Genomic DNA, 20,430 nt, shown 5'->3' with positions numbered 1-20,430 from the left:
CGCTGTCCGTGTCGTCCGCGCCGTTCGATGGGAAACCTCGGTCCTGGCCGTGCTCGGCCTCTTGGGCGCGCTCGTGGCGGGCGCGCCGGCCGCGGCTCCCTCCCCCCGGGCGCCGCACGTACGGGCGGTGACCGCCGTCCCCGCGGACCCGGGGAGCACCACGCCCTTGTCCGGGTACGCCATCCGCTCGACGGCCGAGGTCTCCGACGCGGCGGCCCTCGTCTCCGCCCCGGGGTACCGGACGACCGGCTGGCACCCGGCGGGGCCCCGGTCGACCGTGCTGGCCGCCCTGGTCGCGGACGGCACGCATCCCGACCCCTTCTACTCCACCGCCCAGCAGCGCATCCCGGCCGCCGATTTCACCGTGCCGTGGTGGTTCCGCGCCGAGTTCACCGTGGCCGACACCTCCGCGCGCACGTACCTGGACTTCAGCGGGGTCGTCTCCGCGGCGGACGTGTTCGTCAACGGGAAGCAGGTCGCCACGGCCTCCGCGGTCGTCGGCGCGTACACGCACCACGAGCTCGACGTCACCGCACTGGTGCGGGCCGGCGCCAACGCGGTGGCCTTCCGGATCCAGCCGAACAATCCGCGCAAGAACCTCACCATGGGCTGGCTCGACTGGCTGCAGCCGCCCCCGGACGAGAACATGGGCATCGTCCGCGACGTGCTCGTACGGCGCGGCGGCCCCGTCGCCCTGCGCGACGCGCACGTGCTGACCAGCCTGGCTCTGCCGTCCCTGGACTCCGCGGACCTGACCGTGAAGGCGAAGGTCCGCAACGAGTCGGCCGAGGACGTCACCGCCGCGGTCTCCGGCACCATCGGGTCGGGGATCGCCTTCCGGCGGGACGTGCCGCTGCGCGCCCACGAGACGAAGACGGTGGCCTTCACCCCGGCCGACACCCCGCAGCTGCACCTCGACCGGCCGCGGGTGTGGTGGCCGGCCGGAATGGGCGCGCAGGAGCTGTACGAGCTCGATCTGGCGGTCACGGTCCCGGTCCCGGGATCGGACGCCGACGCCGGCGCAGGCGTCTCCGACCGGGTCCGCCACGGCTTCGGCATCCGCAGCGTGCAGGCGCCGCTCAACAAGGACGGCGCCCGCCAGTACTCCGTCAACGGCCGGCCGCTGCTGATCCGGGGCGCGGGCTGGTCCCCCGACGAGCTGCTGCGCTGGGACCCCGCCTACGCGGAGGACAGGCTGGCGTACGCACGGGACCTGGGCCTCAACACCCTGCGCCTGGAAGGGCACCTCGAACAGGACGAGTTCTTCGACCTCGCCGACCGGTACGGGATCCTCACCCTGCCCGGCTGGCAGTGCTGCACCAAATGGGAGGGCGAGGTCAACGGCACCGAGGCCGGAGAGAGCTGGTCGGAGGCCGACCACCCCGTCGCCGAGGCCTCCATGGCCGCCGAGGCCGCCCGCCTGCGCGATCACCCCAGCGTCATCTCCTTCCTCATCGGCAGCGATTTCGCCCCGGACGCGGAGATCGAGCGGGGCTACGTCGACGCGCTGAGGGCCGCCGACTGGCCCACCCCGGTGATCCCCGCCGCAACCGCCAAGTCGGCGCCGCTCACCGGCGCTTCGGGGATGCGGATGCCGGGACCGTACGACTGGGTGCCGCCGGGCTACTGGTACGACAAGCGGGAGGGCGGGGCCACCGGCTTCAACTCCGAGACCAGCGCGGGCCCCGACATCCCGACCCTGGACACCCTGCGCCGCATGATGTCCCCGGCCGAGCTGACCTCGCTCTGGAAGGACCCGGCCGCGCCGCAGTACCACCGCTCGCCCTCGCGCACGTACGCGACGCTCAAGCTGTACGACGATGCGCTGAGCGCCCGGTACGGCGCCCCGCGCAGCCTGGAGGACTACGTCGCCAAGGCTCAGCTCGCCCAGTACGAGAACGTCCGCGCGCAGTACGAGGCGTACGCGCGCAACGCCACCGACGCCTCGAAGCCGTCGACGGGGGTGATCTACTGGATGTTCAACAGCGGCTGGACCTCGCTGCACTGGCAGCTCGTGGACCGCTACCTCGACCAGAACGGCGCCTACTTCGGCGCGAAGAAGGCGAACGAGCCGCTGCACATCCAGTACTCGTACGACGACCGGACGGTGGCCGTCGTCAACCGCCGTACGGCGGCGGTGTCGGGGCTGACCGCGCGGGTCTCCCTCTTCAACACCGACGGGACGCGGAAGTACGACCGGACGGTGACGGGCCTCGCCGTCGGCGGGGACGGGGCGAAGGCCATCGCGCTGACCCTGCCGGCGACGGTGGACGGGCTGTCGACGACCCATCTCGCGCGGCTGGTCCTGACCGACGCCGCCGGGCGCGAGGTGAGCCGCAACGTGTACTGGCTCTCCACGCGCCGGGACGTCCTCGACTACGACGAGAGCGACTGGTGGCACACCCCGACCACGGCCTACGCCGATCTCACCGGGCTGCGGTCGATGGCCCAGGCGGCCGTCTCCGCCACGGCGACGACGAGCGTGGCCGCCGACGCACCGTCGACCTCCACGACGGTCGTCACCGTACGGAACACCGGCACCGGGAACACCCCGGCCCTGCTCACCGACCTCCACCTGGTCGACGGCAAGGACGCCCCCGTCCTGCCCGTGCAGTGGTCGGACAACCAGATCAGCCTGTGGCCCGGCGAGTCGGCCACCCTGACGGCGACCTACCGCACCGCCGACCTGCGCGGGTCCGCGCCCAGGATCCGGATCACAGGCTGGAACACCCCGACGGCCACGGTCCCGGCCACCTGACACCGGCCCACCTGCGGGGGGCCTCGGGCCATGGGGCAGGATGGCAGCCCGTTCCGGAATGCGTACACGCGCCCGAACGCGGCTCCACGCACGAGAAACTGACAGGTGACAAGGTGACGACACACCTCATACGACGGCCCGCCGGGCCCGTCGCCGCTCCCCCGGTCCGGCGCCGAGCGGAGGGCCTCCGTTGAACCGGGAACTCCTCCTGCACGACTGGCTGGTGGCCGGGATCGCGCTGGCCGCGGGCGGCCTGGCCGGGCTGCTGCTGCGCGCCCTGATGCGCTGGCTGGGCCGGCACGCCGAGCGGACCCGGTGGACCGGCGACGACATCATCGTCGACGCGCTGCGCACCCTCGCCCCCTGGGCGGCCGTCATCGCCGGCGCCGCGGTGGCCGCCTCGACCCTGCCGCTCACCGCGCGGGTCCTGGGGTTCGTGAACCAGTCCCTGACCGCCGTGCTCATCCTCATCGCCACGCTCAGCGCGGCCCGGGTCATCGCGGGTCTCGTCCAGTCGGTGGCGGGGGCCCGGACCGGCGTCGCCGGATCGGCGTCCATCTTCGTCAACATCACGCGGATCGTGGTCCTCGTGATGGGTGTGCTCGTCGCGCTCGAAACCGTGGGCGTGTCCATCGCGCCGCTGGTCACCGCCCTCGGCGTGGGCGGTCTGGCGGTGGCCCTGGCCTTGCAGGACACCCTCGCCAACCTCTTCGCGGGCGTCCACATCCTCGCCTCGAAGACCGTGCAGCCCGGTGACTACATCCGCCTCAGCAGTGGGGAGGAGGGGTACGTCGTCGACATCAACTGGCGCAACACCGTGGTCCGCAACCTGTCGAACAACCTGGTGATCATCCCCAACGGGCGTCTCGCGCGGACGAACATGACCAACTTCACCCAGCCGGAACAGCAGTTGTCGATCCTGGTCCAGGTGGGCGTGGGCTACGAGAGCGATCTGGAGCACGTGGAGCGGGTGACGCTCGACGTGGTCGACAGCGTGATGGCCGACATCAACGGCGCGGTCCCCGACCACGAGGGCAAGGTCCGGTTCCACACCTTCGCCGATTCCAGGATCAACTTCACGGTGATCCTGGGCGTCGGTGAGTTCAGCGACCAGTACCGGATCAAGCACGAGTTCATCAAGCGCCTGCACGAGCGGTTCCGGGCGGAGGGCATCTCGATCCCCGCGCCCACGCGGACGGTCCAGATCCACCAGGACGGGCTCCAGGCGTCGGCGCTCCCGCCGGTCCCGCCGGTCCCGCACCAGCGCGAGGCCCCGCCCCGTTCGCCCGCCACCACCGGCTGAGCCGACCCCTTACGGGCGGTACAGCTCCTCGGCGCGGGCCAGGTCGACGGCGCCGTCCTGAGGCAGGTGGAGGAAGTGCTCCACCTGCCACGCCTGCGCGCCGTCGGCCTGGCGGTTGGCGGTGGCCACCCACGGCGGGTAGACGCGGAAGCCCCGCTTCCCGCCGGAACCGTCCACCGATACGACGCCGTGCCGGCGGAGCTCGTCCACCGGGAAGACGAACTGGCCGAAGCCTTCGTCGTCATGGCAGCTGATGACGAAGAGGTCCACGCGATCCGCGGTGTCGAAGGGCCGGATGGGCCCGCCCCCCGGAGACCGCTTCCACACGGTGACGAACTGCCCGACCTTGGTGGGCGTCGTCTTGGCCGCGCGGAAGCGGACGGCGCGTGTGTCCAGGGTGAATTCGTGCGCGGCGTACGCGGCGCCCTCGGCCTCGGGAACCGGCTGCGAGCAGGTGAATCCGCACGGGTCGTAGACACGTGACTTCGCCGCGAGGAGATCTCCGTGGACCCCGGTCGCGTCCGGCCACGGTGCGGGGCCGGCAGGGGCGGGGCGGGGATCGGCGGAACGCTCGCGGTGGGTCGTCATCCCGCCACCCTGTCATGGATCCCGGGACGTCTTACGGATCCGTGACGTGCGGCCGGGAGAGCGCCTCCGCGGGTGGGCCGGGGCATAGCGTCGGATCATGCGCGTACTTGTGACTGGAGGAGCGGGCTTCATCGGCTCGCACATCGTCTCCGAGCTGGCCGGCCGCGGCCACGACCCGGTGGTGTTCGATCTCGCGGAGGACGGAAGGGACGTACGGGATCCCGGCCAGGTGCGGGACGCCCTGGCCGGGGTCGACGCGGTCTGCCACCAGGCGGCGAAGGTCGGCCTGGGCAAGGACTTCGGGGACGCACCGGCGTACGTGTCGGCCAACGGCCTCGGTACGGCGGTCCTGCTGGCCGGGATGGCCGAGGCGGGCGTGCACAGGCTGCTCCTCGCCGGCTCGATGGTCGTCTACGGCGAGGGGCGGTACGTGTGCGCCGCGCACGGCGTGGTGCGGCCCGGCCCGCGCGCCGAGGCCGATCTGGCGGCCGGCCGGTTCGAGCCGCGCTGCCCGCACTGCGGCGCCGAGCTCGCGCCGGGCCTGGTCGGGGAGGACGCCCCGATGGACCCGCGGAACGTCTACGCCACGACCAAGCTGGCCCAGGAGCACCTCGCCGCCTCCTGGGCGCGGTCCACCGGCGGCTCCGCGATCTCGCTGCGCTACCACAACGTGTACGGGCCGGGGATGCCCCGCGACACCCCGTACGCGGGGGTCGCCGCCCTGTTCCGCTCCGCGCTGGCGCGGGGCGAGGCCCCGCGCGTGTTCGAGGACGGCGGCCAGCGGCGGGACTTCGTGCACGTACGGGACGTGGCCGCGGCCAACGCCGTGGCGGTGGAGTCCCTGGCCGGCGCGCCGGACGGGTTCACCGCGTACAACGTCGGCAGCGGCGATCCGCGGACCGTCGGCGACATGGCCGAGGCGCTGGCCGCCGCGTGCGGGGGCCCGGACCCGGTGGTCACCGGCGAGTACCGGCTGGGCGACGTCCGGCACGTCACCGCCGACTCGGCGCGCCTGCGCCGGGACCTGGACTGGCGTCCGGTGGTGCCGTTCGCCGCCGGTATGGCGGAGCTGGCCGCCGGGGCGGACGCCCCCTAGGCGGCTTTCGGCCGCCTGGGCGCCATCGTCCCTGCCCGATATCCTGGTGGTCCGACATCGGGGGCTTTTTCCTCTCAGGAAGGGCAGCACGATGAATCGGCAGACGCACCGGTACCGGGGCCTCATGCTCCTCGCGGCCCCGCTCCTCGCCTCCTCGGTCGCCCTCACCCCCGCATTCGCCGCCCAGGGCCGGACCGCGGGGGCGGAGGCCGCCCGCGCTCCCATGGCGCCCTCCTGCGAACTGACTCCGGGCAGCGGTGGCGGCAGTCCGGGCGGGAACATGCGCTACGACCTCCACCTCAGCGGATTCGCCCCGAACCAGTCGGTGCGGGTCGAGGGGAAGTCGTCCTTCCGGGCCACGGTGGACGGTGCGGGCTCGCTCGACCGGCAGGGCGTCCGCTACGGCACGTACGGCGTCAGTTACCGGGAGAGCGGGTCGCAGCAGGGCAAGCACGTCTCCTGCGTCACCCCGCCCCGGGGGGAGAAGCCGGGCAGCGGCACGGGGAACGTGCAGGTCACCAAGGTCGAGGTGTTGACGCTGACCAAGTCGGGGAGCACCGTCGACTGCACCAAGCCGCCCAAGCTGGAGTTCGACGGCAAGATCACGGGCACCGGGCAGGGGAAGGTCCGCTATTTCTGGACGTACGCGTCCAGCGCCGATCCGATCTCCTCTGGCACGGCCGAGTTCACCCCCGGCACCACGAGCGTCTCCCTCTTCAAGGTGGTGGAGGGGTCGGTGATGGCGAACACGAAGACGGTAAGCGCGTTCGTCACCCTGCACGTGCCGGATTTCAACATGACCGCGCGGAGTGAAAACGTGCAGGTCACCTGCCAGTAGCCCTGATCGCTACGCGGGCGCCGGGAGGGTCAGTTCGAAGCGGCAGCCTCCGGTGACGTTGCGGACGTGCGCGTGCCCGTCGTGCGCCTCGACGATGCCGCGGACGATCGCCAGGCCCAGGCCCGCGCCCCCCGGTGGCGTACGGGCCTGGGTCCCGCGCCAGCCGGTGTCGAAGACACGCGTGAGGTCCTCCTCGGGGATGCCGCCGCAGGCGTCGGTGACGGACAGCACCACCGCGCCCTCCCGGGCTTCCGCGGCGATCGCGACCGTGCCGTCGGCCGGGGTGTGGCGGATGGCGTTGACCAGCAGGTTCGACAGGACGCGGGTCATTTCCTTGCCGTCCACCTCCACCGGGAGCGATGCGATCCCGTCGCCGACCAGCCGTACGCCGTGCTCGCGGGCGAGGGCGTCGGTGCCGGCCAGGGCGTCGCCCACGAGGTCGTAGAGGTTCAGCCGGGTGGGGCTGAGGCTGAGGGCGCCCGCGTGGATGCGGGAGAGCTCGAACAGGTCGCCGACCATGGAGTTGAGTCGGTCGACCTCGGTGCGCATCTGCCGGTGGTAGCGGGCGGGGTCGGCGGCCATGCCGTCCTCCAGCGCCTCCGACATGGCGCGCAGCCCGGCCAGCGGGGTGCGCAGATCGTGCGAGATCCAGGCGACGAGCTCCCGGCGGGAGGTTTCCAGGGCCCGCTCGCGTTCCCGGGACGCGGTCAGACGTTCGCTGGTGAGGGCCAGTTCGCGGCTGAGCGCGGCGAGTTCGGCGGGGGCGGGCACGCCGGGCGTGGTGAAGGTGCCCTCCTCGCCGAAGACGCGTGCGGCGTCGACGAGTTCACGGCAGCGCCGTACGACCTGCCGCCCCAGCAGCAGGGCCGTGCCCAGCGAGACGGCGGCGGCCACCCCTGCGACCACCGTCACCACGGTCAGGTCGTGGGAGGAGAGGAACATCGCCCAGGCCACGGCCAGCGTGCCGGCGAGCATCGCGAGCACGGCGACGGCGGTCACGACGGCGAGGGAGACGGCGACGCTGCGCCGCCGCAGTATCCGCAGGGCGAAGGCGCCGAGCGCTCCGGCGCCGCCCGCGCCGAGGAGCGCGTAGAGGGCGATCAGCAGCAGGTCCTGGTCACGCATGTTCATGGCCGTCCGCCCTTCTCGGGTCCGTGGCGGGCGCCGCCGGGGTGGGGTGGGCGTCGAAGCGGTAGCCGGCGCCCCAGACGGTCTGGATCAGCCGGGGGTTCGCCGCATCGTCCTCGATCTTGCCGCGCAGCCGGCGGACGTGGACGGTGACGGTGGACAGGTCGCCGAAGTCCCAGCCCCAGACCTCGCGCATGAGCCGCTCCCGGTCGCAGACCTGCCCGGGGTGCCGCAGGAAGAAGGCGAGGAGGTCGAACTCCCGCAGGGTGAGGGCGAGTTCCTTGCCGTCCTTGCTGACGCGGCGCGCCGCGGGGTCCAGGCTCAGACCCGTCGCGGTGAGCCGGGGGCCTGCGGCCGGTGCGGCGGGGACGGCCCGGCGCAGGACGGACTGCACGCGCAGGACGAGCTCCCGCGGGCTGAAGGGCTTGGTCACGTAGTCGTCCGCGCCGACTTCCAGGCCCAGGATCCGGTCGTCCTCGTCACCGCGCGCGGTGAGCATGATGACCGGGACGGGCGGGGTCGCGCCCTGACCGCCGTGCGGGCCGGCGGCGCGCTCGCGCGCCCGCAGCCGCCGGCAGACCTCCAGTCCGTCCATGCCCGGCAGCATGAGGTCGAGGACCACCAGGTCCGGGCGCCGCTCCTCGGCGGCGCGCAGGGCGGCCGGTCCGTCGGCGGCCAGGCGCACGGTGAAGCCGGCGCGGTCGAGGTATCCGGCCACGACCTCCGAAACGGTCGGGTCGTCGTCCACGACCAGGATGTTGCCGAGGGCGGGGTCGGGTGTGTCCGCCCCGGCCGTCCCGGCCGCCTCACGGCCCTCGTCCGTACTCTGCGTATTGCTGACTGCCATGGCCACAGCCTGACATCCCCTCCGGTCCGCCGGTACGGCACCCTCCCCGGATCGGGCACGGCGTCCGCGTTTCGTAAGGAGTGAAAGCCCCTTTCGTCCGCGCCCGCTTCCTACGGTGTGGACGTGACTGAATCTGCTTGTGTGCCGCCCCGCGCGGACCTCGTACTGCCGTGCCTCGACGAGGCGCAGGCGCTGCCCTGGGTGCTGGCGCGGGTGCCGGCCGGCTGGCGGGCCATCGTCGTCGACAACGGCTCCACCGACGGCTCGGCCGACATCGCCCGCAGCCTGGGAGCGACCGTGGTGCACGCACCCGTGCGCGGCTTCGGCGCGGCCTGCCATGCCGGGCTGCTGGCCGCGCGCGCCGACCTCGTCTGCTTCTGCGACTGCGACGCCTCGCTGGACCCCGGGCTGCTCGCCCCCATGGCGGCCCGGGTCGAGGCCGGCGAGGCCGACCTGCTCCTCGGGCGGCGACGCCCGCAGGGACGCGGCGCCTGGCCGGCCCACGCCCGCGCCGGGAACCTCGCGCTGGCGCGGATGCTGCGCCGCCGCACGGGGCTGCGGCTGCACGACCTCGGACCGATGCGCGTCGCGCGCCGCGAGGCGCTGCTGGACCTGGAGCTGACCGACCGGCGCAGCGGCTACCCGCTCCAGATGGTCGTACGGGCGGCCGACGCGGGCTGGCGGGTGGCCGAGACGGACGTCCCGTACCTGCCGCGCGCCGGAAAGTCGAAGGTCACCGGGACCTGGCGGGGCACCTGGCACGCGGTGCGGGACATGCGGCGGGTGCTGGCCGAGAAGCCCGGTGCCCGGTCCGTCCCGGCCGGTGGGGTCCGCGCATGAGCACGTACGGGAGCGAGCACACGGACGACGGCCGGGGCGAGGGCACGCTGATCGTCGTGGCGAAAGCCCCGGTCCCCGGCCGGGTCAAGACGCGGCTGACCCCGCACTTCACCCCGCAGCAGGCCGCCGCCCTGGCGCGGGCCGCGCTCCAGGACACCCTGGACGCCGTCCTCGCCACACCGGCCCGGCGGCGCGTCCTCTACCTCGACGGGACGCCGAAGCACTGGCTGCCCGACGGCATCGAGGTGGTACCGCAGTGCGCGGGCGGGCTCGACGTCCGGCTCGCCGCGGCCTTCGCCCTGTACGAGGGTCCCGCGCTCCTGATCGGCATGGACACCCCGCAGGTCACCCCGGAGCTCCTCGCCCAGGGCCTCGACTTCGCCGGTGCGGACGCCCGGTTCGGCCCGGCCCTGGACGGCGGGTTCTGGGCCCTCGGGCTCGCCGAGCCGGATCCCGCACTGCTGCTGGGGGTGCCCATGTCCGTCTCGGACACCGGGGCGGTGCAGCGCCTGCGGCTGACCGCGTCGGGGCGGGCCGTACGGGACCTTCCGGCGCTGCGCGACGTCGACACGCCGGAAGACGCCGTGCAGGTCGCCGCCTCGGCGCCCGGGACCCGGTTCGCCGCCCTGCACGCCGAGCTGTGCGCGGCCGTACGGTGACCGCGCAGACGACCGCGCAACCGGCCGCACGCGTGGTCGAGCCCGCCGCCCAGGCCTGGCGGGCCGACCCGTACTCCGACGCCCTGCGCACCGGCCGGGGGCCCCTCTTCCTCGGCCGCAGCGACGGCTGGCTGCTGCCGCTCGACGTGGAGCGCTGGTGCGCCGAAGCCGACGCGGCCGATGCCACCGTCCTGGCCCGCTGCGAGGGCCCGGTCCTGGACATAGGCTGCGGACCGGGCCGCCTGGTCGCCGCCCTCGCCCGCCTCGGTCGGCCCGCGCTGGGCGTGGACGTGACCCCGGAGGCGGTGGCCCGTACGGTGCGCACCGGCGGCAGCGCCCTGTGCCGGTCCGTGTTCGACCCGCTGCCCAGCGAAGGCCGCTGGGGCACGGTCCTGCTCATCGACGGGAACATCGGCATCGGCGGCGACCCCGGCGCGCTGCTGCGCCGGGCCGCCCGCCTCGCGGCCCCGGGCGGCACCCTGCTGGTCGAGGTGGCCACCGCGGACGTCGACGAGCGCGTCGAGGTGCACGTCGAGGACGGGAACGGCGGCCGTGGGGCGCCCTTCCCGTGGGCCCGGCTCGGCACCCGCGCGCTCCGTACGGAGGCGGCGGACGCGGGCTGGACCCGGGCGGTGACCTGGCATGCGGCGGGCCGCGCCTTCGTTCAGCTGCGGCGCTGAGCGCTGAGCACTCACCAGGAACGTACGGAAAGCGGCTGACGCGCTCTCGCGTCAGCCGCTTTCGCGTGTCCGGCCGCTCAGGTCCGCCGGCGCGCCCCGCGCAGCGCCGCGCGCCCCGCGACGTACAGACCGGTGGCCACGGCGATGGCCGCCATCGTCAGCAGCCAGTTGCGCAGGTAGTCCAGCGGCACCACGGTCGGGTTGGCCGCCCCGCCCGGGCGCAGGAGCGGCGGGAGGGCGATCGCGGTCAGGGAGCCCGCGACGATCAGGGCGGCTCGCGGGACCCCTCGCAGGCGCAGGCCGACGGCGCCGGTGAGCGCGGCGACCGCGATCACGAGCGGCGCGATCAGCCCGTCGTGCACCACGACCGCGCCCGCGAGCCACAGCGCGATCCGCCAGGGCGAGGGCTGCTGGAGCAGCAGGGCGCCGCCCAGTCCCATCAGGGCCAGGCCGAGACCGGCCACCGCGTACCGGTACGTCATCACGCCACCTCCAGTCGGCCGACCCACTTGGTCTGGAGCACGCCGGGCCGGTTCGGGGCGATGATCCGCGCCGGGTAGCCGTGGTCCGGGGAGAGTTCCTCGCCACCCAGGCGCAGCGCGAGCAGGGTGAGCGGGTCCTGGGCGTACTCGCGGCCCATCGCCATCACCCGGTACGCGCCGACCGGCTCCAGGGACTCCACGCGGGCGCCGGCACCCGGGCCGCCGCCCGCGCGTTCCAGCAGGTCGCGCACGCGGACCCCGGTCCACCGGGCGTTCTTGCTCCAGCCCTCGACGCACGCGATGGGCAGCGTCACCTCGTACTGCGGCATCGCACGCAGTTCGTCGAGGGTGAGCGTGTACGGGCGCGGTCCGGCGACGGTCAGCCGCCAGTCCCGTACGGAGGCCGCGGTGACCCCGGCCGCCTTCGCCGTACGGTTCACCGGGAGCCCCTGCGGTCCGACGGCGGGGTCGCGCGGGGCGAACAGGTCGAGCCCCCCGAGCGCGGTCACGGACTGCCCGGCGGTCGTCAGTGTGACCGCCCCCACCGCCGCGGCGACGCCCACCAGCAGCGCGCGCCGGTCCGGGCCGTCGGCCTCGGGCAGTGCGAGCGTGCCCGGGGAGCGGCGGGTCCAATGGTCTTGGATCTCCGGCCACTTCACGGCGATGTGCACCATGAGCGCGCCCAGCAGCAGCCAGGACAGCGCGAAGTGCACGGGAACGAAGGAGAACGGCCAGGGATACCACTGGAAGGTGTTGAGCAGCCCGGTGAACAGTTCGAACACGCCGGCCGCCACCAGGACCGCCACGGAGGCCCGTTCGAGCGCGTGCCGCACCGACCGCAGCGGCGGCCATTCGAACAGCCGCGGGTAGACCGCCCACAGCTTCGCCAGCAGCAGCGGGATCGCCGCGATCCCGGAGACCACGTGGAGTCCCTGGGTGAACCGGTATCCCCAGTAGGGGCGGCTCGGCAGCCGGTCGGCGAGCCAGTGCGGCGGGTGCTGGACGTAGTGGCTGAGCACGCCGGTCGCGAAACAGACGGCGAAGGCGAGCCCGAGCCAGCGGCCGATGGCGGTCGCGGTCCGGGCGTCGTGCAGCCGCGCCTTGAAGGTGACGGGCGGGTCGGAAGGGAGACGGATGGGGAAGCGCATGGACCCATGACACCCCCGGGAAGCAGCTCAGAGGCGGTTCGGACACCTTACGAAACGCGGACATGGGCGGCGCGGGACCCCGCTGCGCACCGTTCCCTGGAACGCTGCGGCTGTGAACCTGCGTACCGCCCCCGGCCCTTCCGCCCTCCCCGCCCTCGGTCTCCCCGTGCTCACCCTCCCCGTCCTCGGTCTCTCGGCCCTCGTCGCCGCCCTGGTGTGGACCATCCGCTACGACGGCAATTTCACCGACCCCGCCGGACTGTCCTGGCGGTACGCGGCCTGCTGGGCGCTGTTCGCGGTCGCGCTGCTCGCGCTGCGCCGGGTCCCGGCCGCGCTCGTCGTGCCGCTGGTGCTGGCGGGGGCCGTCGCGGTGACGGCGACGGGGCTGGTGGCGGCGCCCCGGACCAGCACCGACTCGTACCGCTATGCCTGGGACGGCCGGGTGCAGTCCGCCGGCCTCTCCCCGTACGACCACGCCCCGCAGGACCCGGAGCTGGGCCGGCTCCGCGACCCGTGGCTCTTCCCCACGGGCGGAGCCGCCTGCACCGGCCCGGACCGGGCCCGGATCCCGTACGCCGGGGACACCCCGCACTGCACGCGGATCAACCGGCCGGCCGTGCACACCCTCTACCCGCCGATCGCCGAGGCGTACTTCCTGGCCGTCGACCGGCTGTCCCCCGGGGGCGCCCGGCACAAGCCGCTCCAGATCGGCGCCGGGGTGCTGTCCCTCGGTGTGACCGGCGCGCTGCTGCTTATCCTGCGCCGCCGGGGCACGGACCCGCGCAGGGCCGCGTACTGGGCGTGGTGCCCCGCGGTACCGATCGAGGCCGTGAACAACGCGCACGTCGACGTGCTGGGGGTGCTGCTGGCCGTGGCCGGTCTCGGGCTCGTGGCCGCGCGGAGCCCGGCGCTCCGGGCGAGCGGCGGGCTGGTCCTCGGCGCCGCCGTCGCCACGAAGCTGATGCCGGCGATCGTCCTCCCCGGAGCCCTGTCCGGCGTGCGCCGGGTGCGCGACGCGGTCGCCGTACTGCTGCCGGCCGCCGCCTTCACGGCGCTCGCGTACCTGCCGTACGTGCTGCTCTCGGACGGTTCCGTCTTCGGGTACCTCGGCGGGTACGTGGAGGAGGAGGGGTACGAGGACCCCTCGGCCGGGTCCCGCTACGCGCTGCTGCGGCTGGTGCTGCCGGGCGACTGGGCGGTGCCGGTGCTGCTCGCCGCGATGGCGGGCGTGTGCGGGTACGTGCTGTGGCGCGGGGATCCCCGACGGCCGTGGAGCGGCGCGCTGTTGGTGACGGGGTGGGCGTTCGCCCTGCTCACGCCGGGCTATTCGTGGTACGCCCTGCTGCTCGTCGGGCTCGTGGCCCTGGACGGGCGCTGGGAGTGGCTGGGCATCGCGGTCGCCGGCCCGGCCGTCTACGTCACGGGCCAGGCGTTCGGTTCGCGCGGGGCGGTGAGTGCCGTGGCCTACGGGGCGGCCGCGCTGCTGGTGCTCGTGGTCACGGCGGTGCGGTGGCAGCGGCGGCGCGGCGAGGGGCTCGGCACGGAGTCGGCGTAGGCCGGCCGGCTCGGCGGCGGGTCAGGGCCGCCTCGGCGGCCGCTCGGCGCCGGCTCAGGGCTGGTCGTACCAGGAGAACGCGGCGATCCGCCAGCCGTCCGGGGTGCGGACGAACTGGATGGTCTTGGTCCCGCTGCCCTCGTACGGCCGGCCGTCCAGGATCCCGGACTTCCGGTACTCGCCGAACCGCGAAGCGATGTCGCCGGCGATGTCGGTCCGTTCGGATGTCTCCCACTCGGAGAACTCGACGAGCCGGCCGTCGTTGAGCAGCTTCAGGCGGGGCTCGATGAACTCCTCGACGGTGTAGACCGTGAGGTCCGGACCCGTTTTGACGATCACCCCGCCCGGCAGCAGCAGCCGCCGGATCCGGGCCACGTCGGCGGCCTTGCCGCCCCGGTTGTCGAACGCGCCGAAGAACTCGTCGGTCAGCGCGTCTATTTCACCCTTGGACATGGCGCGACGGTAACACGTGACCCCTGTGACGGGTGGATGCGCGATCCTGCTCGCTCGGTCGGGGTTTCGAGCAGGTATTGACATGCATCCGGCACTGCGCTGCACTTTGCCTGCACTTTGGCCGGCTCCTGAACTCCCCCTTCCCTCCGATGACTTGGGGACTCGCCATGCGTCTGCTCAGATTGCTCATCGCCGCCGTCTGCGCGGTGGCCGCGCTCTCCTTGCCCGCCGTCGCCGTCGCCGGACCCGCGCAGGCCGCCGCCGGGCCGCCGCAGACCGTTCCGGCGCTGCGGCAGTGGACGGCCGGCACCGGTGCCTACACCTTCACCGGGACCAGCCGGATCACCGTCGATCCCGCCTACGCCGCCCAGCTCTCCGACGAGGCCGCCACTTTCGCCGAGGACCTGGGAGCCCTGGCCGGACGTCCCGTAGCCGTCGTCACCGGGAGCGCCTCCCCGGGCGACATCGCGCTGAGCCTCGGTGACCCGGGGCTGCCCGCCGAGGGCTACCGGCTGACCGTCGGACAGTCCGCCGCCATCCAGGCCGGGACCGACACCGGCGCGTTCTACGGCACCCGTACCGTGCTCCAGCTCCTGCACCAGTCGGCCTCGGTGCCCGCCGGCACGGCGGTCGACTGGCCCGCCAAGGCGGAGCGCGGGCTCATGATCGACCAGGGCCGGAAGTTCTTCACCGTCGACTGGGTCAAGCAGCACATCAAGGAGCTGGCCTACCTCAAGCTCAACTACTTCCACTTCCACCTGTCGGACACCTTCGGGTTCCGGCTGGAGAGCTCCACCCACCCGGAGATCGTCTCCGCCGACCACTACTCCAAGCAGGACATCGCCGACCTCGTCGCGCTCGGGCAGAAGTACCACGTCACGATCGTTCCCGAGATCGACACTCCGGGGCACATGAACGCCGTCCTGGCCGCCCACCCGGAGCTCAAGCTCAAGAACAGTTCCGGCACGGCCAGTCCCGATTTCATCGACCTCTCACTGCCGGCCTCGTACACCCTGATCAAGGACCTGGTGAACGAGTACCTGCCGCTGTTCCCGGCCCCGTACTGGCACATCGGCGCGGACGAATACGTCACCGACTACGCCAAGTACCCGCAGCTGCTCAGATACGCCCGCGCCCACTACGGGGCGGGCGCCACCGCCAAGGACACCTACTACGGGTTCGTGAACTGGGCCGACGACCTGGTGCGGGCGGCCGGCAAGACCACCCGGATGTGGAACGACGGCATCAAGGCCGGGGACGGGACGCTCACCCCGCACCCCGGGATCCTCGTCGAGTACTGGTACAGCTACGGGCTCACCCCGCAGCAGCTGGCCGCGGCCGGCCACACCGTCGCCAACGAGTCCTGGACGCCGACGTACTACGTGCTCGGGGGCGCCAAACCCGACACCAAGTGGATGTACGAGACCTGGACCCCCGACCGCTTCGAGGGCGGGGCCACCCTCACCGACCCCTCGAAGAACCCCGGCTCGCTGATCCACGTGTGGTGCGACAACCCCACCGCCGAGACGGAGGAGCAGATCGCCGCGGGCATCATGTACCCGCTGCGCGCCCTGGCCCAGCAGACCTGGGGCTCCCCCAAGCCGGCCGCCACGTACGCCGCCTTCACCCCGCTCGCGGCCGCGGTCGGGCACAACCCCGCATGGCCCGGTCTCGCCCAGCCCGGCAACCTCGCCCGCAACCGGCCGACCACCGCCTCCAGCACCGAGACCGCCGCCTTCCCGGCGTCGTCGGCCACCGACGGGGACCCCGGCACCCGCTGGTCCAGCGCGTACGCCGACCCGCAGTGGCTCCAGGTCGACCTGGGGTCCGGCCAGGCCGTGAGCCGCGTGGTGCTGCGCTGGGAGGCCGCGTACGGAAAGGCCTTCCAGATCCAGCTCTCCGACGACGCCGCGACCTGGCGCACCGTGTACACCACGACGACCGGCGCCGGAGGGGTCCAGGAGCTCACCGGCCTGTCCGGATCGGGCCGCTACATCCGCGTGTACGGGACCAAGCGCGGCACCGCGTACGGCTATTCGCTGTACGAGTTCGAGGTGTACGGCGGCCAGTTGAGCGGCGCCCGGACCCTCAGCGCGGCCGGCAAGGCCCTCGACGACCCGGGGAGTTCGAGCGCGCCGGGTACGCAGCTGATCACCTGGACCCCGCACGGCGGCCCCAACCAGCAGTGGCAGCTGACGCCCAACGCCGACGGCTCCTACTCGATGGCCAACGGATCGTCGAGGCTCTGCGCGGACGTGTCGGGCGGCTCCACGGCGCCCGGCGCCGCCGTCGTCCAGGCCGCCTGCACGGGCGCGGACAGCCAGCGCTGGCTGCTCACCGCGCTCGGCGGGGGCGACTACTCGGTGGCCAACAAGAAGAGCGCGCTCCTGCTGACCACCGCGTCCGGGGCGGACGGCGCCCTGGCCACGCAGCAGCCGGGTTCCGGTACGGCCTACCAGCGGTGGCAGATCGTCTGACCGTCCCTGCCTGCCTGCCGGCCGTCCTTGCCGGCCGTCCGTGGAACGCCCCGCCCACCACGCACGTTGTGCGGGAGACGGAGAGAACCTCACACCGCCAAGAACAGCTCTTACACCACCTCGCGAAGGAGTCCCGCGTGAAACCGGCCCCGACCGCACCGCTGGTCCTCGACCCCGCCGGCGCCGACCGGCACGCGGAGCACCGGCTGCTGCGCGCCCAAGGGCCCGCGGCCCGCGTCGACATACTCGGCGTAACGGCCTGGGCCGTCACCGACCCCACTCTGCTCAAGGAGTTGCTCACCAGCCCGGACGTGTCCAAGGACGCCCGCGCGCACTGGCCGGAGTTCGAGCAGGCCGTCCAGACCTGGCCGCTCGCCCTCTGGGTCGCGGTGACCAACATGTTCACCGCGTACGGAGCCGACCACCGGCGGCTGCGCCGGATGGTGGCGCCCGCGTTCAGCGCCCGCCGTGTGGCTCTGCTCCGTGACACCGTCGAGGACATCGTCACCGGCCTCCTCGACGAGCTCGCCGCCCTGCCGCCGGGCGAGGTGACCGACCTGCGCGAACGGCTCGCCTACCCGCTGCCCATCGCGGTCATCGGACACCTGATGGGCCTCCCCCAGGAGCAGCGCGCTGACTTCCGTACGGTGGTGGACGGGGTCTTCGACACGACCCTCACCCCCGAGGAGGCCGCGGCGAACACGGTCCGGGTCTACGAGGTCCTCGCCGAGCTCATCGCCGCCAAGCGCGCCGTGCCCGGTGACGACATGACCTCCCTGCTCATCGCCGCCCGCGACGAGGAGGGCGATGGCTCCGCGCTCTCGGACTCCGAGCTGAGCGACACCCTGATCCTGATGATCAGCGCCGGGTACGAGACGACCGTCAACGTCATCGACCAGGCGGTCACCGCCCTGCTCGCCGACCCCGCCCAGCTGGACCACGTCCGCGCCGGGCGCAGCAGCTGGAGCGACGTCGTCGAGGAGACCCTGCGGCACGAGTCGGCCGTGAAGCACCTGCCGATGCGCTTCGCGCTGGCCGACATCCCGCTGGCCGACGGGCGGACCATAGCCAAGGGGGAGGCGATCCTCGCCTCGTACGCCGCGGCCAACCGGCACCCCGACTGGCACGGGCCGGACGCCGACACCTTCGATGCCACGCGGGTCACGAAGGACCACCTCGCGTTCGGGCACGGGGTCCACTTCTGTCTCGGCGCCCCGCTGGCCCGGCTGGAGGTCGCGACCGCGCTCGAAGCGCTGTTCGACCGCTTCCCTGCCATCGAGCCGGCGGTGCCCGCCGACGAGCTCCTGCCCGTCACCTCCCTCATCAGCAACGGCCACCGTTCGCTGCCCGTCCGGCTCGGCCCGTCGGCATGACCCGATTGCAGTAAGGACGCGCGAAATTCACCTCCCCGATGCCTCGGGCAGGCCGATCACCGGTGTTGCCCACCCTAGGCTGCCGCCATGTCTGAGGTGGGGGTCACGGTCCGGGGTTGCCGACTGCTCGGAATGCTCGGGTCGGTGCTACTGGCCGCCGGGAGCTGGTCGGCGGGCGCGCTGCCCTTCGGCGTTCCGGACGGGGTGTGGGCGCAGCGGAGCCCGGCGCACACGGTGCTGGGAGCGGCGGCGGCGTACGCCGGGCTGGTACTGCTCGTGGTCGCCTGGTGGCGGCTGGGCGGGCTGCTGCGGGCCGGGGAGCCGGTCGGCCCGAGACGGCTGCGCTCCGTGCTGTGGTCCTGGGTCCTGCCGCTCGTCCCGGGCCCGCTGATCTTCAGCAATGACGCGTACAGCTACGTCGCGCAGGGCGCGCTGGCGGTCCGGGGCTGGGACGTGTACCGGCTGGGGCCGTCGGCGCTCGGCGGCACGCTCGCCGGCAACGTGCCGGAGGTGTGGCAGGACGCACCGGCGCCGTACGGGCCGGTGGCCGTCGCGGCGACGCGGGCCGTGGTGGCCGTCACGGGCGAGCACCACACGGTGGCCGCGGTGCTGGGCATGCGGCTGCTGGCCCTGTGCGGGCTGGCGCTGATCGTCTGGGGCGTGGGGCGGCTCGCCTCCGAGTGGGGTTCCGAGCGGGGTTCCGCATCCGGAGGCGGGGAGGCCGGGGCGCTGTGGGCGACCGTGCTCAACCCGCTCGCCCTGGTGCACCTGGTGGGCGGTGCCCACAACGAGGCGCTGATGATCGGCCTGATGGTGGCGGGGCTGGTGGCCTTCCGCCGGGGGCACTGGGTTCTGGGCACCGTCGTGCTCGTCGCGGCCGCGCTGGTCAAGGTGCCCGCCGCGGTGGCTCTGCTGTGCGCCGCCGCGTGGTCCGTCGGCGGGCGGCCGGACCGGCGTGCGGCATGGCTGCGGGCGGCCGGGATCGCGCTGGTGGGTCTGGCGGCGCTGGTGCTGGGCGTGACCGTGTGCGGCCAGGGCTGGGGGTGGCTGTCGACGCTGCGGGGACCCGCGCAGGTCTACACGGTGCTCTCGCCGAGTACGGACGTGGGCCGGGTGCTCGGGCTGCTGTCCGAGGGGTTCGGCCTGGGTACCGCGGCCGATGCGATCGCCGCCGCCCGGTCGGTGGGGATGCTGCTGGGCGTGTGTCTGGTGGGCTTCTGCGCGTGGCGTGCGCCGCGTACGGGTCCCGAGTACGCCACCGGCATGGCGCTGCTGGGGCTGGTGGTGACCGCTCCGGTCGTACAGCCCTGGTACGTGCTGTGGGGGATGGTGCCGCTGGCGGCGGCGGCCTGGCGACTGATGGAGAGCACGCGGGCGCGGCTGGCGATGCTGGTGCTGCTGTTCATCGTGCTGCCCAGTGGGACTTCGGCGACCTGGTCCTACGGGTTCGCCGCCGTCACGGGGGCGTCGGCTGCCGTGGCGGCGCTCGTGGCGTGGGGTCCGCCGGTGCTCGGGACAGTGCCCCGCCTTCGTCTGCAGGAGCGCGCGTGGGTGCGGGCAGCGGTCAGAACGCGCCGGTGACCCGGCGGGAAATACACGTTGCGCGGGCCGGTGATGATCACTAAGGTCGTCCGGGTGACTGCCGGGTCGGCCTTGAGCCATGTACGAGTAGGGTTCCCGGCCTCGGCGTGAGCCCGAGGCGGGCCAGGAGCCCGCCCTTTCTCCGCGTTTCTTGCGCCCGGCGCCCGCGTGCGGCGCCTTCCCACGGAAACCCGAAACCGGAGACACCTCACTCATGCCGAACGCCCAGCAGTACCCGAACGCCGTCCAGTTGAACCACACCGTCGTCCACGCCAAGGACCGGGGGCTGTCGGCCCAGTTCCTTGCCGTGATCCTGGGTCTGGAGGTCGGCGCTCCGTTCGGGCCGTTCCTGCCCGTCGACCTCGGCAACGGCGTCACGCTCGACTACTACGCGATGACCGACGAGCCGATCCAGCCGCAGCACTACGCGTTCCTCGTGCCCGACGAGCGGTTCGACGGCATGATCGCCCGCCTGGAGGCGGTGGGGGTCACCTACTACGCCGACCCCCACCACTCCGAACCGGGGCAGATCAACCGCCTGTTCGGTGGTCGCGGTGCCTATTTCGCCGACCCGGACGGCCACAACATGGAGATCATGACCCGCCCCTACGTTCGCCCGTAGCC

General features: G+C 73.3%; 18 protein-coding genes. 12 read left to right on the top strand and 6 right to left on the bottom strand.

Going from position 1 to position 20,430, the window contains the following annotated elements; translation table 11 throughout:
* The first annotated feature begins 49 nt into the window (after positions 1-49).
* Positions 50-2,758, top strand: a complete 2,709-nt coding sequence (locus IF02_RS0110795) for a glycoside hydrolase family 2 protein (protein WP_037836001.1) — start codon at positions 50-52, stop codon at positions 2,756-2,758.
* A gap of 190 nt (positions 2,759-2,948) precedes the next feature.
* Positions 2,949-4,061 (top strand): mechanosensitive ion channel family protein, encoded by a 1,113-nt coding sequence (locus tag IF02_RS0110790; protein ID WP_030155697.1) that lies wholly within the window; start codon positions 2,949-2,951, stop codon positions 4,059-4,061.
* A gap of 9 nt (positions 4,062-4,070) precedes the next feature.
* On the opposite strand, the gene IF02_RS0110785 is transcribed toward IF02_RS0110790, so the two are convergent.
* The gene (locus IF02_RS0110785; RefSeq protein WP_030155695.1) at positions 4,071-4,649 is read right to left on the bottom strand and encodes a MepB family protein; all 579 of its coding nucleotides are present in this window, start codon (positions 4,647-4,649) and stop codon (positions 4,071-4,073) included.
* 97 nt (positions 4,650-4,746) lie between these two features.
* Between IF02_RS0110785 and IF02_RS0110780 the strand changes: the two genes are divergently transcribed.
* Complete coding sequence (locus IF02_RS0110780) at positions 4,747-5,745, top strand: NAD-dependent epimerase/dehydratase family protein (RefSeq protein WP_030155694.1); 999 nt, start codon at positions 4,747-4,749, stop codon at positions 5,743-5,745.
* A gap of 91 nt (positions 5,746-5,836) precedes the next feature.
* Complete coding sequence (locus tag IF02_RS0110775; RefSeq protein WP_030155692.1) at positions 5,837-6,583, top strand: hypothetical protein; 747 nt, start codon at positions 5,837-5,839, stop codon at positions 6,581-6,583.
* Between the two features lie 9 nt (positions 6,584-6,592).
* Here IF02_RS0110775 and IF02_RS0110770 read toward each other — a convergent pair whose 3' ends face one another.
* Both IF02_RS0110770 and IF02_RS0110765 read right to left on the bottom strand, forming a co-directional pair.
* Positions 6,593-7,708 (bottom strand): sensor histidine kinase, encoded by a 1,116-nt coding sequence (locus tag IF02_RS0110770; RefSeq protein ID WP_037835998.1) that lies wholly within the window; start codon positions 7,706-7,708, stop codon positions 6,593-6,595.
* A complete protein-coding gene (locus IF02_RS0110765; protein ID WP_051696132.1) occupies positions 7,701-8,468 on the bottom strand; it encodes a response regulator transcription factor in 768 nt (255 codons plus the stop codon). The genes IF02_RS0110770 and IF02_RS0110765 overlap by 8 nt, the downstream gene beginning before the upstream one ends.
* A 213-nt stretch (positions 8,469-8,681) precedes the next feature.
* On the opposite strand from IF02_RS0110765, the gene IF02_RS0110760 reads away from it, so the two are divergent.
* The 3 genes from IF02_RS0110760 to IF02_RS35455 are packed head-to-tail and all read left to right on the top strand — an operon-like array spanning position 8,682 to position 10,737.
* On the top strand, positions 8,682-9,398 hold the full coding sequence (locus IF02_RS0110760; protein ID WP_030155687.1) for a glycosyltransferase family 2 protein: 717 nt from the start codon (positions 8,682-8,684) through the stop codon (positions 9,396-9,398).
* Positions 9,395-10,057 (top strand): TIGR04282 family arsenosugar biosynthesis glycosyltransferase, encoded by a 663-nt coding sequence (locus IF02_RS35460; RefSeq protein WP_051696120.1) that lies wholly within the window; start codon positions 9,395-9,397, stop codon positions 10,055-10,057. The genes IF02_RS0110760 and IF02_RS35460 overlap by 4 nt, the downstream gene beginning before the upstream one ends.
* Positions 10,054-10,737 carry a class I SAM-dependent methyltransferase gene (locus IF02_RS35455; protein ID WP_234318158.1) on the top strand — a complete coding sequence of 228 codons (684 nt, stop codon included), beginning with the start codon at positions 10,054-10,056 and terminating at the stop codon, positions 10,735-10,737. Before IF02_RS35460 ends, IF02_RS35455 begins: the two co-directional genes overlap by 4 nt.
* 77 nt (positions 10,738-10,814) lie before the next feature.
* On the opposite strand, the gene IF02_RS0110745 is transcribed toward IF02_RS35455, so the two are convergent.
* A complete protein-coding gene (locus IF02_RS0110745) occupies positions 10,815-11,219 on the bottom strand; it encodes a hypothetical protein (protein WP_030155682.1) in 405 nt (134 codons plus the stop codon).
* Complete coding sequence (locus IF02_RS0110740; protein ID WP_030155680.1) at positions 11,219-12,367, bottom strand: molybdopterin-dependent oxidoreductase; 1,149 nt, start codon at positions 12,365-12,367, stop codon at positions 11,219-11,221. The genes IF02_RS0110745 and IF02_RS0110740 overlap by 1 nt, the downstream gene beginning before the upstream one ends.
* A gap of 112 nt (positions 12,368-12,479) precedes the next feature.
* Between IF02_RS0110740 and IF02_RS0110735 the strand changes: the two genes are divergently transcribed.
* Positions 12,480-13,922 carry a glycosyltransferase 87 family protein gene (locus tag IF02_RS0110735; RefSeq protein ID WP_078622008.1) on the top strand — a complete coding sequence of 481 codons (1,443 nt, stop codon included), beginning with the start codon at positions 12,480-12,482 and terminating at the stop codon, positions 13,920-13,922.
* Between the two features lie 54 nt (positions 13,923-13,976).
* Here the strand turns inward: IF02_RS0110735 and IF02_RS0110730 are convergent, their stop codons facing one another.
* Positions 13,977-14,375: a nuclear transport factor 2 family protein gene (locus IF02_RS0110730; RefSeq protein WP_030155676.1), complete on the bottom strand. Its 399-nt coding sequence runs from the start codon at positions 14,373-14,375 to the stop codon at positions 13,977-13,979.
* Positions 14,376-14,542: 167 nt separating this feature from the next.
* Here IF02_RS0110730 and IF02_RS0110725 point away from each other — a divergent pair, with 167 nt between their 5' ends.
* From IF02_RS0110725 to IF02_RS0110710, 4 genes are all read left to right on the top strand, one after another.
* Entirely contained in the window at positions 14,543-16,852 is a 2,310-nt protein-coding gene (locus tag IF02_RS0110725) for a family 20 glycosylhydrolase (protein WP_051696119.1), read from the top strand.
* Between the two features lie 137 nt (positions 16,853-16,989).
* The gene (locus IF02_RS0110720; protein WP_030155672.1) at positions 16,990-18,225 is read left to right on the top strand and encodes a cytochrome P450 family protein; all 1,236 of its coding nucleotides are present in this window, start codon (positions 16,990-16,992) and stop codon (positions 18,223-18,225) included.
* Between the two features lie 87 nt (positions 18,226-18,312).
* The gene (mptB, locus tag IF02_RS0110715) at positions 18,313-19,806 is read left to right on the top strand and encodes a polyprenol phosphomannose-dependent alpha 1,6 mannosyltransferase MptB (RefSeq protein WP_158708482.1); all 1,494 of its coding nucleotides are present in this window, start codon (positions 18,313-18,315) and stop codon (positions 19,804-19,806) included.
* 214 nt (positions 19,807-20,020) lie between these two features.
* Positions 20,021-20,428 (top strand): VOC family protein, encoded by a 408-nt coding sequence (locus IF02_RS0110710; protein WP_030155669.1) that lies wholly within the window; start codon positions 20,021-20,023, stop codon positions 20,426-20,428.
* Positions 20,429-20,430: the final 2 nt, after the last annotated feature.

The sequence above is a fragment of the Streptomyces sp. NRRL S-244 genome, assembly GCF_000717915.1.
Lineage (GTDB): Bacteria > Actinomycetota > Actinomycetes > Streptomycetales > Streptomycetaceae > Streptomyces.
Note: the sequence above shows the minus strand (reverse complement) of the source record. Positions and strands in the feature narration are given on the sequence as shown.